We start from the raw sequence: 14694 nt of genomic DNA, 5'->3' as shown, positions 1-14694 counted from the left end.
TACCTTCATGTCAGCCCTGTTCGACAGCTTTACCCAAGACAGCCGTTTGCTTCGGCTCAGCACGCCGCTTGGCCCGGACCGGCTGGCGGCCGAGTGCCTGCGCGCCGAGGAGGCCGTCGGCGAGTGCTATGTGCTGCAGCTGACCGCCGTGTCGGCCGATGCCGCGATCCCGCTGAAGTCGCTGATCGGCCAGCCGGTGCTGGTGGAATTGCTGACGGCGGGCCTGGACAGCTGGCGTCCGTTTCACGGCCATGTCACCGCCGCCGAATGCCTGGGGGCGGACGGCGGACTGGCGCGCTACAGCCTGACCATCGGCCCCTGGTATGCCTTCACCGCCATCGGCCGCGACAGCCGCGTGTTCCAGGACAAGACCGTGCTGGAGATACTCGACGCGCTGTTCGGCGGCTGGCAGGGGCTGGGCAAGCTGGCGCCGGCGTGGCGCTTCGATGTGCTGGATCCGGCCGTTTATCCGCGCCGCTCGCTGACCTGCCAGTACCAGGAATCGAACCAGGCGTTCGCCGAGCGGCTGATGCTGGAAGAAGGCTTGTTCTATTACTTCGAACATCAGGGCGACGCAGGCAGCCCATCGCTGGGCAGCCATACGATGGTCATCGCCGATCACAACGGCAGCTTCCAGCCCAATGCGCAGCCGGCGATACGCTTTACGCAGCCGGGCGCGGTCATGCAGGAGGACAGCATGGACCGCTGGCGCACCGAACTGCGCTGGATACCCGACGCGCTGGAGATCGCCAGCTGGGACTACCGCAGCAACGGCACCCGCGCGGTCAGCGCGGCCAGTACCGGCGGCAATTCCGGCCTGGGCAGCCGCGACGCGCCCGGCGCCTACGCCTATGCCTCGCGCGAACAGGGACAGCGCATCGTCGACCAGCAATTGCAGGCGATGGAGGCGGACCGCGAAGTGCATGTCGGCGCCGGCACCGTGCGCACGCTGGCGCCCGGCACCACCTTCACCTTGCAGGGACAGGCGGTGCTGGACCAAGCCGGCGACGACGGCGCGCGCACCTTCGCCGCGCTGCGGGTGGTGCACCTGGCCCACAACAACCTGAGCTCCGGCGTCAAACAGCAGGTCGTCTCCGCGCTGGGCACGAGCGCGCTCGAACAAGCCATCGCGGAGGACCAGGGCGCCAGCCTGCACGCGGTGGGCGACGCGATCGCCGAACGTCCGCTGTACCGCAACCGCGTCGAGGCGATCCGCAGCAGCGTGCCTTACCGCCGCAGCGAGGTCGACGGCCACGGCGTATTGCTGCATCCTAAGCCGACCGTCAGCGGCCAGCAGACCGCCATCGTCGTCGGGCCGGCGGGAGCGGTGGTGCATACCGACCGCGACCATCGTATCAAGGTGCAGTTCCACTGGCAGCGTGGCGAGCAGAGCCACAGCCGCCTGAATCATCCGGAATCCGGCAGCCACACCGGCGCGCCCGGCGACGACGGCGCCGGCACCTGGGCCCGCATCGCGACGCCGCTGGCGCCGGTGGCGGGCGCCAACTGGGGTTCGGTGGCGGTGCCGCGCGTGGGCACCGAAGTGCTGATTGACTTCATCGACGGCAATATCGACCGGCCGGTGGTTGTCGCCAGCGTCTACAACGGCAAGGGGCAGGGCGACGCCCAGCACAACCAGCTGTCGCAAGGCGCCGGCGCGGCGACCGGCAACGCGCCGGCCTGGTTCCCGGGCGAGGCCGGCGCGCATGCGCATGCGGCGGTGCTGTCGGGGATCAAGTCGCAAGTGATGGCGGCCAGCCAGAGCGGCAGCGGCGGCTACAGCCAGATGGTGTTCGACGACAGTCCCGGCGAAGCGCGCATGGCGCTGCAGCGGCACGCCGGCCCGCATACGGGCACGGACGAACTGAACCTCGGCCATCTGCGGCACCAGACCGACAACCAGCGCTTGGCTACCGCCGGCTTCGGCGCGGAGCTGAAGACTGAACATGCGGCCGCGCTGCGTGCCGGCCGCGGCATGCTGCTGTCGGCCGATGCGCGCAATGGCGGCGCCGGCAGCCATCTGGACTCGCGCGAAGCCGAGGCGCAGATCGGGCAGGCCAGTCAGTTGCAAACCACTCTGGCGGACCTGGCGCAAAAGCAGAACGCCGGCCCGAAGGACAGCAGCGGCGCGGCCGAACCGGCGCCTGACAAGCTGCCTGCGCTGGCGGACATGGCGCTCAGCGCCGAGGTCGTCGGCGCCACGCAGCAGGTTGTCGGCGCGGGCGCCTCCACCGGAGGAGCCGGCCAGGCCAGCGCGTACAGCGCCGCGCATCTGCAATTGTCGACGCCGTCCGGCATCGCCGCGGTCACGCCGGCCAGCGCCGTCGTCGCGGCCGGCGCCAGCACCAGCCTGACCGGCGGGCAGGACATCAATTTCGCCAGCCAGGGCAACAGTCTGCACACGGTGCGCAACGGCATCAGCCTGTTCAGCTACGGCAAGGCGACGGGCGCGGCCAAGCCGAACCAGGAAACCGGCATCAGGCTGCACGCGGCCAGCGGCAAGGTCAGCGCGCAAAGTCAGGCGGGCCTTACAACGCTGACCGCCGATAAGGCCATCACCGTGGCCAGCGTGAGCAAGAGCGTCAGCGTGGCGGCCAAGGAGCACGTGATGCTGACCGCGCAGGGCGCTTATCTGAAGCTCGAAGGCGGCAACATCATGATCCACGGCCCAGGCACGATGGCGTTCAAGGCCAGCATGAAGGAGTTGACTGGGCCTATGCAAAGCAGTATGGCCTTGCCTGCGCTGCCGAAGAGTCAGACGTTAATTGATCAAACCGCGGTGCCGGTCTACAGCCAGCAGATTAATGCCAGCGCGCTGCTTGGTCGCTGGCCCGGCCTGGCGGGATTACCTTATCAAGTTTGGCAGAAGAATAATTCGGTGCAGATCGCCTCTGGTCAGCTGGATCCGCAGGGCATGTCGACGCGCTGGTTCACGCAGCAGGCGGAAGATCTGCATGTCATAGTTGGTGACGCCAGCTGGCAGGTAGTCGCACCGGAGGACTCATCCTTGCCGACGCCCAAAGGAGATGGTTATGACTTCGGTGAATGAAGTGGAGGTGCAGCCGCACGACAGTTTATGGCGTATCGCCCGCAGTCATCATACAACCGTCAAGGAAATACTGGCGCTGAATCCGCAAATCAAAAGCCCGGATACACTGGCGGTCGGCGATCGCATCAAGGTGCCGGGCGATACGATGGACTTTACGCTGCGACTGGTTAACATGGTCGATCGTCCTCCTGTAGGGGTGAAATATCAGATCCAGCACGATAAAAAAATATTAGCCGCAGGCAAAGTCACTGAACGCGATAACGAGGTCAGTTTTCCTGTGCGTGTAGGCGCCAAGTTGGAATTGCTTGCGCAGCGCATAGGTGACAACGTGTTGCAGGCGGCTGGGCATATTGTGGTGGACAGCAAGAGACCGCTTATGCTGCTACGGTTGAACAGCGCCAAGCTGCCCAGCGGGACGGATCTTCATCCAAAATCGCCTCCGCCTGGCGCTAAGCCGCCGGAGAAGAAAGCGCCACCGCCGGCTTCAGGCAAAAAGAACGATCAAGGTGTCGATCATTCCAAGAGTAAGAACGACGCGGCCCAGCCCGAACATATTCTGTTGCCGGGAGATTGCGCCTGCGGCAAGGATCTGACGATAGATCAGTTGGTGGCGGTTTTCTCTAGTCGTAAAAAAGACGCTCTGGAGAAATTCCTTTCGCCATTGAATACCATGTTCAAGGCGTATGCCATTGATTCCTGCCTGCGCAAGAGTCATGCTCTCGCGCAGATAGGTCATGAGTCGGGAAGCTTGCGTTATACGGCGGAGGTATTGGCCAAAGGCGTCAAGGAAGCCGACGTCTACGATGGCTACAAGGGGCGGGGACTGATACAGTTGACTTACAAGAAGAACTATCAAAAATACGGTGACTACGTCGGCAAGAATTATCTGGATGAGAACAAGTCAAAACTGGAAGAAGTTGATCCCGCAACCGATTCGGCTGGCTGGTACTGGAATAATGGCACGGCGAGTGACCTGAATCCGTATGCGGACAAAAACGACCTGCTGTACATCTCATCGGCGATCAACGGCGCGTTCAATGGCTTCGATGACAGACTGGCGGTTTTCAAGCGGGCGCATAAGGCGTTGCTGGCCCCGTCGTGCAAGGTTGAGGCAAACCGTTCCACAGATTATCTGGCATTCGACAAGAGTGCGATTTACGATAAGCGGGATGTGGCCTTCGCTTGGGGATTGTGGTCGGATGATAAATCCTCGAAGGAGGGACTGACCAAGAATGCTGATCATGCTAAGGCCGGCTACAAAAGGTTCCTGGAATTGAATGAAACCACGCCGATTAAAAAGCCGCGATTTGGATTTAAGAAAAAAGAAGACATGATTAAATTAGCAACGGAACGAAGCAAATGAAAAAACTGAGTGTGATAATCGCCGGTGCAGCGCTGGGTCTGATGCAGGCGGCGTACGCCGCTCCCGATGTGGCAGCGTTCATGAAACAGAGGAGCTGGGATGCCTACGATAGCAGGAACAAGGCGATCATGCCGCTGGATGACGTCGCCGTCGTCACGTATTTTGCCAAGGGGGCAAATGCACCGAGCTGCGGCCTGTTACAGGCCCAAGAGCCGAAATTTATCGAAATACTTAGCGCAGAGGAAGGTGATCAGTATCCGCAATGTACCGGCGTCAATGATGCGGCAGCGTTTGAGCTCGGCGGAAAAAAATATCTGGTGCTAACCTACACAGACCGGGAAACGCGTGAAGATAGCTATCAGAAGTTTTTCTTTGCTTACCAGAACAGCAGCGGAGCGTACGTGGCTGACGAGAAGCTGAATGATGCAACGGCTCCGGCCGAGGCATCGCACAGGAAGGCCGCGCCGGTACGCAAGGCTGCGGAGGGAATCAAACTCGCCAAAGCGGCGTACTTCAAAGCAGGCGTGCCTGCCGCCGAGTTGCTGGAGCGGGATTTGATCGCTGATGAGACAAGTGCATTTGCGGTATTCAAGGTAAAGAACGCGCCTGTCTGTACTTTTGCGCTGGATGCCGGCCAAGGCATAAAGACTTATGACAGTAATCAATTTGCTGCCAACGCTGGTTGCAAAGCCTTTTTGGCCTCAGGCCGACAGCAGAAAAACGACGTGATTTACTATATCGGCATTTTTGATAGCATGGCAGCTGGGCGTAAGCTTGCCTTGTTTTCGATTCCGAAGGGACACTTCGAGATCAAGGCTGAAACCGAACTGGCCGCCGCCATCACGCAGGCCGGTAGTGCCGCAGATATTAAGTCGGTGAAAAAATACCTGTCCGAGAAAAAATGAGGAGCATCTTAAGGAGTTTTGCGGTCGTCATTGCAATGACCGGCACTGCATCCGCCGCCGCACTCATTCCGGTGCCGGCTGGCGCCCAGCTCAAACTGGCCGAGGGCGCCACCGATTTGAAGACGGGCGACATGACCCTGCGCATCATCAAGGCGCATGTCGGCAGCCCTGACGCGAGTGCGTTCGATACCTTTACCGTGTATGTGTTACCGCGCAAGGCCGGCGAACCGTGGCTGCAGGCCACCGTGCCCGGGCAAAAAGGCCTGGGCTACAACCTGCGCAGCTATGAAACGGCGGACGCTAACATCCAGTCGATCGCGTTCTACCAGCAGGGCGGCCAGCTGTACGCGGTGCAGGCGGCGCGCGCCAGCGGCGGCGTGGACACCAATATGGCCAAGGCCCGCGTCGACATCAAGGTCTTCAAATTCAACCGCGACTGGGACGTGCCAAAGTTCGACAACGAAGGCGCGATGAGCACCAAGGGCAGCTATCACGACGCCGTCGACGCTTTGCTTGGTGAATTTTTCGGTCATTGACCGTAAGCAGAGCTATGTCCGAGCGCTATATTTTGAATAAAACGTTCCCCTTTCTTTGTCTTTCCTGCCTCTTGGGCTGCAGCGAGGCCGACAGTACCGCGGTCGTGGGCCTGTGGGAGAATCAGCCCGTTGTCACTGCGCAAATGAAGGTGTTGGCACGTCCCAATTATGTGTTCACGAACCGCCCTCTGACGGAGGCGACGGTATTTACCGGGCTGCAGAACGACAGCGCCGAGCTGATCGTGGTTTGCTGCATCAAGGTGAGCAAGCCGACTGCGGTTGATGTGAAAGTCGTGCTGCAAAAATACGCCAGCGATACGAGGTTTGTTCAATATATGAAAAACATCAAAGGTCTGCCGTATGTCTACGAGGCCGAACCCGTGGATGGCAAGCGATGGACCAGTATGATGAAAACGGTGATGGAGACGGCCGAGGACAAGAACGTCCCGGCACCGTACTCCGTGCCGGTGATTGCGGCCACGTTCGACAAGAAAGAAACATTGCCGCTAGCCTTCCAGATCAATGGCCAGAAAGCCCGCCTGACCTCGAAGGAGATGCCGAATGGGGATGCAGTACGCTACCAGTTTACGTTGAACGGTAAAGTCATCACCTTCTCGGAACCTTCCGACCCGCACGACTGAGCACTGTCTAGTAGCAAACCTCCAGTTGCCAGTCAGCCCGCCGCGCCGGTGCGGCGCCGACTTCTTCGCCGCCGACAAACAGCTTCAGCTCGCCCGGTGCGAGCCTGGTCCACGCTTCGTTGGAGGTCAGCGGTTGCGTGGCGATGACGGCGATGCGGTCGTCCAGGTGATTGTGCTTGCTGAAGTCGATGTTCAGGTCGCAATCGACCAGCTGCGCCACTGAAAACGGATACTCCCTCACCACGTAATGCAGGTCGGTGCTGCAATGGGCGAACAGCAGCTCGCCGTTCGACAGGATGAAATTGAAGGTGCCGTGCGCGGCGATTTCACCGGCTAGCGTCTCCAGCGCGGCATACAGGACATGGCGCGGCGGCTGCGCGTCAAAGCGCAGCGCCAGGCCGGACAGCAGATGGCAGAAGGCGCGCTCGCTGTCGGTGTCGCCCCATGGCGAGTACAGGCTGGGATTCGGATCGAACAGTTTCAGGTCGCCGTTGTGGGCGAAGGACCAGGTCTGGCCCCACAGCTCGCGCGTGAACGGGTGGCTGTTCTCCAGCGAGATGCGGCCCTGCGTGGCCTTGCGGATATGGGCGACGACGTTCCTGGCCTTGATCGGATTGTTCCTGATCTGCTCGGCCAGCGGCGAATCGATCGAGGCCAGCGAATCGGTGTACAGGCGGCAGCCGCCGGCGGTGTGCAGCGCGATGCCCCAGCCGTCGCGGTGCTCGTTGCCGCGCAGCGCGAAGCCGGCGAAGGAGAAATCCACGGCGGCGGGTTTGCTGCTGCTCATGGCGAGTAATTGGCACATGGTATGGAGGCGCTTAGTGTCGCGGTAGTGTCGATGTCCCACGATAACGGCCGCGCCAGGCGGACGGAACGAATGTTTTGGCATATCCATAGCTGAAAGCATTCGTTCAGCTTTTGCGCGCGCGGGCCTACGCTGTCGGTATTGCTTGCAACAACCGAGGAGCTTCATGACTTTCCCCATCCTGCAAAAATACCTGGAGCGCTTATCCGAAGCGCGCGGCGCGACCGGCGCCGCTTCCAGCATCTGGCTCGATCACGAGGGCAAGGCGCAGGGACGTTTTTTCAATTGCACCATGAGCAGCGCGTTCCAGCCTATCCGGCAACTGGACAACGGTGCGGTGCAGGCGTACGAAGGCCTGGCGCGCAGCGTGTCGGCGCAGGACCAGGGCCTGTCGCTGTGGAAGCTGCTGGACCACGCTGCCAGCGACGACGAATCGATCGAGCTCGACCGGCTGTGCCGCATGCTGCATGCGATTAATTTCTTCCGCCAGGCGGGCGAGGACAGCGAGGATCTGTTCCTGAACGTGCACGACCGCCTGCTGAGCGCGGTCAGCAGCAATCACGGCCATGCGTTCCGCCGCATCCTCGACGCGCTGGAACTGCCGTTGGAACGGGTAGTGCTGCAACTGCCGGCGGCTTCGCCGCAGCAAGGCTGGCTGCTGAATTATGTGTCCGATAACTACCGTCGCAACGGCTTCCGTTTCGCCGTCAACGTGCAAGGGGCGCGCGAAGCCCTGCATCTGCTGGAGCGCTTGCGTCCGGACGTGTTCAAGCTCGATGTGCGCGACCTGCAGGATGGGCGCGATGTGCTGGACTTGTTGAAACGCAGCGCGGAGGCTGGCGTCAAGGTGGTGTTCAAACGGCTGGAAACGCCGCAGGCGCTGACGGTGCTGCGTCAATTGGGCGAATCGGCCGGCGTGCCGCTGCTGGCGCAGGGCTATCTGCTGGACGAACCGCATGCGCAGCTGCTGGCACCGGAGCGCCAGGCAGCCGCGTAATTCCACATCAGTTCAGGACCCATTTGTATTGCACGACAGCCCAGACGGCGGCGTTAGCGCTATCTTTGGACGCTGGCTCGAACTTGCAGGTGGTGCCGGCGCGCAGCGATGCCTTGTCCAGCGCGCGGTAGCCGCTCGACTCGACGACCTTGGCTTCTTGTACCGATCCATCGGCGCCAACCAGCACGGCCAGGCGGACGACGCCTTGCAGGTCGTCGTCTTGCCATGCGGCGCGATAGGAAGGGGTGGAGCAGTCGGCCGATTCCAGGCGGGCGGTCGATTCGGCGGCGTTGGCGGCAAAGGCCGACAGCAACAGGGTGGAAGCAATGGCGGCAGTGCGGATTTTGGCAAACATGGTGGACTCCAGTAAGTTAAGTTCAAAAATATTGCTGGTACGTATTAAATATACTGCGTCGCAGCATATATTAAAAATTTATTGTTGGAATGATGGTCATTGTTTAAACGTATAACTTGCAAACGTTTTCAAATCCGATACGGTTATTTTGCATCGCATCAAAATTTGCATCATTTTTATTTTGGATGCGGCGGGCCAGCCGATAGACAGATTGCATTTGTACTTCGTGGCGGGGCTGCTTAAATGGAAGCTCCAGTCCAAGGGAGGTGCATCATGAAAATTGTGAACTTAGCCGTCGTGCTGGGCGTGCTGGCCTGGTTGCCGCCGACGCAGGCGCAGCAAACCGAACAGGAAACGGTGGTGCCGATCAAGGCCAGCGAAGGGCGGATCGAACTGCCCGTGAACTACCGCAAGATGTGGCCCGACAATTACCAGGATATCAAGGGCGGCTACACGCTCTCCAACGGCATGACGCTGTCGATCGTCAGCCGCGGCACCGGCATGTACGCCTACGTGGACGACGACCAGCCGCACAAGATCGTCGCCACCGGAAGCAATACCTACGTCGCGCTGGACCGGCAGCTGAGAGTGGAACTGGTGCGCGAGGGGGACGAGGCGTCGGGCTGGGTCACCATGGTGGTGCCGCCGCGAACGCTGGCCAGCGGCGAGGTGGTGCCGGAAAAACTGCTGGTTTTCGCCCTGCGCTGATCGAAACCGGGGCTTTGCTGTTTTTCTTTTTCCCTCTGCATACGCTATAGTATCCATATCGTTTTTCACGGGTAGTCTATGGCATCGCGCAGAGAGTTTTTACAGCAGGGTTTGGGTGTGACGGCGGCAAGTTTCCTGGCGGTGCCGCTGATAGGATGCGCGTCCGGCAGCAGCGTGCGGCATGCGGCGACCAGCGCAGCCGCCAAGCCGGCCGGACATGCACCGGTAGCGGCGCCGCCGCCCGCTGTGGCGCAGGCCAGGCCGGCCGCCGACATGGGCCGCGCGTCGGCGCACTCGGCGCCCAGCGGCAGCGGCGAGATGGAACCGCCGCCGGATATTTTCGACGCCCAGGCGCTGGACCTGGAGTTCTGGCTCAAGCCGCGCACCATCGACGTGATCCGCCCGGCCAGCGGCGAGCGCGCCAAGCTGCTGTACTGGCGGGACGGCGAGATCATCGAATCGGCCTACCAGGACTTGTGCCACTTGCTGCGCGACGTCAACGGCAAGGAAACCGCGCGCATCGATCCCAAGCTGTTTGAAACGTTGTGGGGCACGCAGGCGTTTGTGGCGCGCTACGGCATCGACACGCCTTTGGAGATCCTGTCGGGCTACCGCACGGCGGCCTCCAACCAGAAGCTGCGCGAAGCGGGCGTGCCGGCGGCGCGCCAGTCGCTGCATATCGAAGGGCGCGCGGCCGACATCCGCCTGGCCAACCTGAACGCCGAGGTGCTGGGCGGCCTGGTCAAGAGTTTCCGCCAGGGCGGGGTCGGCTTCTACTACCGCGCCGGCCCGCGCGGCGGCTGGATCCATGCGGATACCGGCCTCAAGCGCACTTGGAAGGGCTGAACCCTACTCGTAGAAATATGAATGGTAGACGGTCGGCTTCAAGTTGGCCTGGGCCTCGCGGTCTATGCTTTTCGGATCGACCGGCCGTTCCCACCAGATGCGCCAGCCCAGGGTCTGGTCTTGCTGGACTTCGGGATGCTGGTGCAGATAGCCGTCCATGAAGCGGGTGAATTCCGAGACGTATTCGCGGCGTCCGGGGCCGTACGGGTACTTATATTTCATGACTTTCCTCCCATCGAGTAAACTGGCGGCTTGGCAAGCGAACAGGAATGGTATGCAAGACGACAATGAGCAACTGCGCGATCCCCCCCGTTTCCGGCCGGTGCCGTGGAGCGGGCTGGAAACGCCGGCCGACGTGGAGCTGTGGATAGCCGAGCACAACCTCAGCCTGCAGGAGCACATCGGCAAGAACGAGACCGGTTACGGGGTCTGCTTCACCTTGGCCGAAGGCGGCGAGATCTACATGCAGACCACGCAGGACGGCGCCCTGATATTGGATGTTACGCCGGAGGCGGAATGGGTGGCGCCCCTGATCATGGCGGCCGCGCGCGTGGACGAGGCGCCGGCCGGCAGGCTGTGGGTACTGCCGGACGATAAACTGATACAGTTGATGATAGGACTGAGCGGCCTGATCGCCAGTTCCATCCTGGTCGCGGGCCATAATTTCGGCCTGCGTCGACGCATGGGCGCCTGGTAGCGCCTGACAATAAAGGAATTCCATGCAAAAACGCGATTTCACTTTCAAGCTGGCGCAGGGTGCCCTGCTGACCTTGGCCTTGTCCCTTGCGGCGCTGCCTGCTTCCGCCGCCGACCTGCTGGCCACCGTCAAGGCGCGCGGCACGCTCAAGGTGGCGATGGAGGGCACTTATCCGCCGTTCAATTACAAGGACCAGAAAACCGGCGAACTGGCCGGCTACGACGTCGACGTGGCGCGCCTGCTGGGTGCGAAGCTGGGCCTGAAAGTGGAGTTCGTCAGCAGCGAGTGGGCCAGTATCCTGGCCGGGCTGTCGGCCAATAAATACGACGTGATCATTTCGCAGGTCGGCATCAATCCCAAGCGCGAGCAGGCGTTCGACTTCTCGGTGCCGTATATCTACTCGATGCCGCAGCTGATCGTGCGCAAGGACGAGAAGGCCGCCTACAAGGCGCTGGCCGACCTGAAGGGCAAGAAGCTGGGTGTGGGGCAGGGCAGCGTGTATGAACAGCAAGCCAAGGCGGTGCCGGGCATCGATGTGCGCAGCTACGCGGCGGCGCCGGACACCATGTCCGACCTGGCCAGCGGCCGCCTGGACGCGGCGCTCAACGACAGCCTGATGTCCGCCTATTTGCTGAAGATCTCCAGGCTACCGATCAAGGCCGGCGCGCAGGTGGGCGCGGTCGAGCGCATGGGCATTCCGTTCCAGAAGGGCAATCCGCAATTCAAGGAGGCGCTGAACAAGGCGCTGGCCGACATTTCCGCCGACGGCAGCCTGAAGGCGGTCTCGCTGAAGTGGTTCGGCATCGACGTCAGCAAGGCGCCGTAAGCATGGATGTGCGGGATTTGATGGAGTTGCTGCGCGAAGCGGCGCCGGTCATGCTGCGCGGCGCCGGCTATACGGTGATCTTCGCGCTGGCCTCGATGCTGGGCGGGCTGCTGATCGGCTTCCCGGTGGCGGTGATGCGCATCCTGCCGTACCGGCTGCTGCGCTGGCCGGCCAGCGTATATGTCAGCCTGATGCGCGGCACGCCGCTGCTGGTGCAGATGTTCGTCATCTATTACGGCCTGCCCAGCGTCGGCGTCGAATTCACGCCGGTGACGGCGGGCATCCTGGCGCTGAGCCTGAATGCCGGCGCGTTCTTGTCGGAAAGCCTGCGCGGCGCCATCGGCGCGGTCAGCAAGGGGCAGTGGGCCGCCAGCTACAGCCTGGGCCTGGGCTACTGGTCGACGCTGTACTTCGTCGTGCTGCCGCAGGCGCTGCGCATCGCGGTGCCGGCCATGAGCAACACGCTGATCAGCCTGATCAAGGACACCTCGCTGGTGTCGGTCATCACGATGACGGAACTGATGCTGTCGACCAAGGAAGTGATCGCCACCACGTTCCGGCCGTTGCCGCTGTACGTGGCCGCCGCGCTGATCTACTGGGTGCTGAGCCTGCTGTTTGAAGCGCTGCAACGGCGCGCGGAACAACGCCTGAACCGCGCGCACCGCTGACGCAGCCGATCCTGGCGCTGCTTTGCTCGACAGCGTAGCGCTTAGATGCTAGTCTGGACCCCTACGCAAAGGGGCGCCATGGAGAAGCTGACACCACTATCCACGAGCGAATCGCACGGTCGGCGGCAGCCGGTTTCCGAGGCCCGGCTCGGCATGCTCAACGACATGGCTATCATGGGCGAAGCCGCCGCGGTGGCCGCCTATGCGGAGTCGGCTGCGGCCGATCCCGCCGTCGAGCAAGAGTGCTTCAACGATATCTACCTGCTGGCGCCGGTCGGCTATTTCGTGCTCGGCTTCGACACCACCATCCTGCAGATGAACGTGGTCGGCGCCGACGTGCTGGGCCTGCCGCGCAGCAATCCTGACCGCGTGCCGTTCCGCGAGTTCATCGCCACGCGTTTCCACCAGGATTTCGACGAGTTCCTGCGGCGCGCACTCAACAGCAAACTGCCTGAACATTGCGACCTGCAAATGGTGCGAGCGCGCAACCAGCAGGGCTTTCCGGTCACGCTGCGCGCCAGTGCCGACAGCAGCGGCCAGGCGATCCGCGTGGTGCTGGAGCTGGCCGAAGGCAAGCTGGCCGCGCTGGAACGCAGCGAGGAGCGCTTCCGCCGCATCGTCCACAGCGCCGAGGAGGGCATCTGGGAAATCGACGGCGCCGCCCGCACCAGCTTTGTCAACCCGAAGATGGCGCAGATGCTGGGCTACGCCATCGAGGATATGCTGGAGCAGCCGCTGGTGGCCTTCATGGACGACGAGGGCCGGGCCCTGCTCGAGCGCAACATCGCGCGGCGCCAGCTCGGCGTTTCCGAACGCCACGAATTCAAGTTCCTGCGCAAGGACGGCAGCGAGCTGTGGGCCACGCTGGCCACCAATCCCATCTTCGACGCCGACGGCACCTACCTGGGCGCGCTGGCGCTGGTGACCGATATCACGGCGGACCGCGCCTCGAGCGAGCTGGTCTGGCAGCGCGCCAATTTCGATACGCTGACGACGCTGCCCAACCGCCACATGTTTCTCGACCGGCTGGCGCAGGAGGTCAAGAAGGCGCGCCGCGACGGGCTGCAGCTGGCGCTGCTGTTTGTCGACCTGGACGGCTTCAAGCAGGTCAACGACACGCTGGGCCACGACCAGGGCGACGTGCTGCTGGTGGAGGCGGCGCGGCGCATCGGCGCCAGCGTGCGCACCTCGGACACGGTGGCGCGGCTGGGCGGCGACGAGTTCACGGTGATCCTGCCCGGCCTCGACCGCATGGCCGGCATCGACCGCATCGCCGAGGCCATGCTGGCGCTGCTGAACCGGCCGTTCAAGCTGGGCGCGGCCAGTCCATCGATCTCGGCCAGCATCGGCATCGCGCTGTTCCCGGACGACGCGGATGCACCGGAAGAGTTGCTGCGCCAGGCCGACCAGGCCATGTACGCGGCCAAGCAGGCCGGCCGCAACCGCTACAGCTACTTCACCGAGGATTTGCAGCTGGCGGCCCACGCGCGCCAGCAACTGGCGCTGGACTTGCGCTCGGCGCTGTCCTCGCAGCAGTTCGAGCTGCATTACCAGCCCATCCTCAACCTGCTGGACGGCCGCGTCGAGCGCGCCGAGGCGCTGCTGCGCTGGCGCCATCCGCAGCGCGGCCTGCTGGCGCCGGCCGAGTTCCTGCCGGCCGCCGAATCGAGCGGGATGATGATGGAGATCGGCGACTGGGTATTCCGCCAGGCCGCGCAACAGGCGCGCCGCTGGCAGGACGAGCTGGGCGCCGGCTTCCAGATCAGCATCAACCAGTCGCCGGCGCAGTTCCGCGGCGACGCCGCGCTGTATGCGGCCTGGCTGGCCTACGCGACCGGGCTGGGACTGGCGCCGCGCAGCATCGTCATCGAGATCGCCGAAGGCGTGCTGATGGACAGCACGCCGCAAGTGGCGGAACGCCTGGCGGCGCTGCGCGAGATGGGCTTGCAGGTGGCGCTGGATAATTTCGGCACCGGCTACGCCTCGCTGTCGCACCTGAAGCGGGTCGGCATCGACCTGCTCAAGCTGGACCAGAGCTTCATCGCGCACGTGGCCAGCGACAGCGGCGACCTGGCGATGTGCGAGGCGCTGATCGTGATGGCGCACAAGCTGGGGCTGAAGGTGGTGGCGGAGGGCGTCGAGACGTCGGCGCAGAGCGCCTTGCTGGCGCTGGCCGGCTGCGATTATGCGCAGGGCTATCTGTATTCGGGAGCGTTGCCGGCGGCGCAGTTCGGCGAGCTGGCGCGGCAGGCGCTGGCCAATCCGCCCAAGCCCGGCCTGAGGTGATGTCTTGAGGTG

The 14694-nt window shown here is 62.9% G+C and carries 15 protein-coding genes; 12 read left to right on the top strand and 3 right to left on the bottom strand.

Going from position 1 to position 14694, the window contains the following annotated elements; all coding sequences use genetic code 11:
• Positions 1 to 7: 7 nt before the first annotated feature.
• The 5 genes from ACSQ3S_RS20465 to ACSQ3S_RS20445 are packed head-to-tail and all read left to right on the top strand — an operon-like array spanning position 8 to position 6494.
• Positions 8 to 3049 (top strand): type VI secretion system Vgr family protein, encoded by a 3042-nt coding sequence (locus tag ACSQ3S_RS20465; RefSeq protein ID WP_436143569.1) that lies wholly within the window; start codon positions 8 to 10, stop codon positions 3047 to 3049.
• Positions 3033 to 4412 carry a LysM peptidoglycan-binding domain-containing protein gene (locus ACSQ3S_RS20460; protein WP_353403780.1) on the top strand — a complete coding sequence of 460 codons (1380 nt, stop codon included), beginning with the start codon at positions 3033 to 3035 and terminating at the stop codon, positions 4410 to 4412. Before ACSQ3S_RS20465 ends, ACSQ3S_RS20460 begins: the two co-directional genes overlap by 17 nt.
• Complete coding sequence (locus ACSQ3S_RS20455; RefSeq protein ID WP_353403781.1) at positions 4409 to 5317, top strand: hypothetical protein; 909 nt, start codon at positions 4409 to 4411, stop codon at positions 5315 to 5317. The genes ACSQ3S_RS20460 and ACSQ3S_RS20455 overlap by 4 nt, the downstream gene beginning before the upstream one ends.
• 35 nt (positions 5318 to 5352) lie before the next feature.
• Complete coding sequence (locus tag ACSQ3S_RS20450) at positions 5353 to 5853, top strand: hypothetical protein (RefSeq protein ID WP_436143568.1); 501 nt, start codon at positions 5353 to 5355, stop codon at positions 5851 to 5853.
• 14 nt (positions 5854 to 5867) lie between these two features.
• Positions 5868 to 6494, top strand: coding sequence for a hypothetical protein (locus tag ACSQ3S_RS20445; protein WP_436143567.1), 627 nt, complete (start codon positions 5868 to 5870; stop codon positions 6492 to 6494).
• 7 nt (positions 6495 to 6501) lie between these two features.
• Here ACSQ3S_RS20445 and ACSQ3S_RS20440 read toward each other — a convergent pair whose 3' ends face one another.
• The gene (locus ACSQ3S_RS20440) at positions 6502 to 7299 is read right to left on the bottom strand and encodes a class II glutamine amidotransferase (protein WP_353403784.1); all 798 of its coding nucleotides are present in this window, start codon (positions 7297 to 7299) and stop codon (positions 6502 to 6504) included.
• 166 nt (positions 7300 to 7465) lie between these two features.
• On the opposite strand from ACSQ3S_RS20440, the gene ACSQ3S_RS20435 reads away from it, so the two are divergent.
• Positions 7466 to 8296, top strand: a complete 831-nt coding sequence (locus ACSQ3S_RS20435) for an EAL domain-containing protein (protein ID WP_436143566.1) — start codon at positions 7466 to 7468, stop codon at positions 8294 to 8296.
• Positions 8297 to 8303: 7 nt separating this feature from the next.
• Here the strand turns inward: ACSQ3S_RS20435 and ACSQ3S_RS20430 are convergent, their stop codons facing one another.
• The gene (locus tag ACSQ3S_RS20430) at positions 8304 to 8651 is read right to left on the bottom strand and encodes an energy transducer TonB (RefSeq protein WP_176651343.1); all 348 of its coding nucleotides are present in this window, start codon (positions 8649 to 8651) and stop codon (positions 8304 to 8306) included.
• Between the two features lie 273 nt (positions 8652 to 8924).
• Here ACSQ3S_RS20430 and ACSQ3S_RS20425 point away from each other — a divergent pair, with 273 nt between their 5' ends.
• Both ACSQ3S_RS20425 and ACSQ3S_RS20420 read left to right on the top strand, forming a co-directional pair.
• Entirely contained in the window at positions 8925 to 9359 is a 435-nt protein-coding gene (locus ACSQ3S_RS20425) for a hypothetical protein (protein ID WP_436143565.1), read from the top strand.
• Positions 9360 to 9476: 117 nt separating this feature from the next.
• The gene (locus ACSQ3S_RS20420; protein ID WP_436143564.1) at positions 9477 to 10205 is read left to right on the top strand and encodes a YcbK family protein; all 729 of its coding nucleotides are present in this window, start codon (positions 9477 to 9479) and stop codon (positions 10203 to 10205) included.
• A gap of 3 nt (positions 10206 to 10208) precedes the next feature.
• On the opposite strand, the gene ACSQ3S_RS20415 is transcribed toward ACSQ3S_RS20420, so the two are convergent.
• Positions 10209 to 10427, bottom strand: coding sequence for a DUF3460 family protein (locus ACSQ3S_RS20415; RefSeq protein WP_176651341.1), 219 nt, complete (start codon positions 10425 to 10427; stop codon positions 10209 to 10211).
• 52 nt (positions 10428 to 10479) lie between these two features.
• Between ACSQ3S_RS20415 and ACSQ3S_RS20410 the strand changes: the two genes are divergently transcribed.
• The 4 genes from ACSQ3S_RS20410 to ACSQ3S_RS20395 all read left to right on the top strand — a co-directional run bounded on the left by ACSQ3S_RS20410 (position 10480) and on the right by ACSQ3S_RS20395 (position 14682).
• Positions 10480 to 10902 carry a hypothetical protein gene (locus ACSQ3S_RS20410; RefSeq protein WP_436143563.1) on the top strand — a complete coding sequence of 141 codons (423 nt, stop codon included), beginning with the start codon at positions 10480 to 10482 and terminating at the stop codon, positions 10900 to 10902.
• 22 nt (positions 10903 to 10924) lie between these two features.
• Positions 10925 to 11728 (top strand): transporter substrate-binding domain-containing protein, encoded by an 804-nt coding sequence (locus ACSQ3S_RS20405; protein WP_176651339.1) that lies wholly within the window; start codon positions 10925 to 10927, stop codon positions 11726 to 11728.
• A gap of 2 nt (positions 11729 to 11730) precedes the next feature.
• Entirely contained in the window at positions 11731 to 12396 is a 666-nt protein-coding gene (locus ACSQ3S_RS20400) for an amino acid ABC transporter permease (RefSeq protein WP_176651338.1), read from the top strand.
• A gap of 153 nt (positions 12397 to 12549) precedes the next feature.
• Positions 12550 to 14682, top strand: coding sequence for a putative bifunctional diguanylate cyclase/phosphodiesterase (locus ACSQ3S_RS20395; protein ID WP_436143562.1), 2133 nt, complete (start codon positions 12550 to 12552; stop codon positions 14680 to 14682).
• The last annotated feature ends 12 nt before the right edge of the window (positions 14683 to 14694 follow it).

The sequence above is a fragment of the Duganella sp. LjRoot269 genome (assembly GCF_964254095.1).
Classification (GTDB): Bacteria; Pseudomonadota; Gammaproteobacteria; order Burkholderiales; family Burkholderiaceae_D; genus Rugamonas; species Rugamonas hordei.
The sequence above is the reverse complement of the archived record's forward strand: the minus strand, read 5'-3'. Positions and strand labels throughout refer to the sequence as shown.

Excerpts from the sequence above, each read along its gene's own strand:
- ACSQ3S_RS20455 (WP_353403781.1), top strand. The coding sequence starts at position 4,409 with ATGAAAAAACTGAGTGTGATAATCGCCGGTGCAGCGCTGGGTCTGATG.
- ACSQ3S_RS20465 (WP_436143569.1), top strand. The coding sequence starts at position 8 with ATGTCAGCCCTGTTCGACAGCTTTACCCAAGACAGCCGTTTGCTTCGG.
- ACSQ3S_RS20405 (WP_176651339.1), top strand. The coding sequence starts at position 10,925 with ATGCAAAAACGCGATTTCACTTTCAAGCTGGCGCAGGGTGCCCTGCTG.
- ACSQ3S_RS20415 (WP_176651341.1), bottom strand. The coding sequence starts at position 10,427 with ATGAAATATAAGTACCCGTACGGCCCCGGACGCCGCGAATACGTCTCG.
- ACSQ3S_RS20440 (WP_353403784.1), bottom strand. The coding sequence starts at position 7,299 with ATGTGCCAATTACTCGCCATGAGCAGCAGCAAACCCGCCGCCGTGGAT.
- ACSQ3S_RS20400 (WP_176651338.1), top strand. The coding sequence starts at position 11,731 with ATGGATGTGCGGGATTTGATGGAGTTGCTGCGCGAAGCGGCGCCGGTC.
- ACSQ3S_RS20435 (WP_436143566.1), top strand. The coding sequence starts at position 7,466 with ATGACTTTCCCCATCCTGCAAAAATACCTGGAGCGCTTATCCGAAGCG.
- ACSQ3S_RS20430 (WP_176651343.1), bottom strand. The coding sequence starts at position 8,651 with ATGTTTGCCAAAATCCGCACTGCCGCCATTGCTTCCACCCTGTTGCTG.
- ACSQ3S_RS20410 (WP_436143563.1), top strand. The coding sequence starts at position 10,480 with ATGCAAGACGACAATGAGCAACTGCGCGATCCCCCCCGTTTCCGGCCG.
- ACSQ3S_RS20425 (WP_436143565.1), top strand. The coding sequence starts at position 8,925 with ATGAAAATTGTGAACTTAGCCGTCGTGCTGGGCGTGCTGGCCTGGTTG.
- ACSQ3S_RS20460 (WP_353403780.1), top strand. The coding sequence starts at position 3,033 with ATGACTTCGGTGAATGAAGTGGAGGTGCAGCCGCACGACAGTTTATGG.
- ACSQ3S_RS20445 (WP_436143567.1), top strand. The coding sequence starts at position 5,868 with ATGTCCGAGCGCTATATTTTGAATAAAACGTTCCCCTTTCTTTGTCTT.
- ACSQ3S_RS20450 (WP_436143568.1), top strand. The coding sequence starts at position 5,353 with ATGACCGGCACTGCATCCGCCGCCGCACTCATTCCGGTGCCGGCTGGC.
- ACSQ3S_RS20395 (WP_436143562.1), top strand. The coding sequence starts at position 12,550 with ATGCTCAACGACATGGCTATCATGGGCGAAGCCGCCGCGGTGGCCGCC.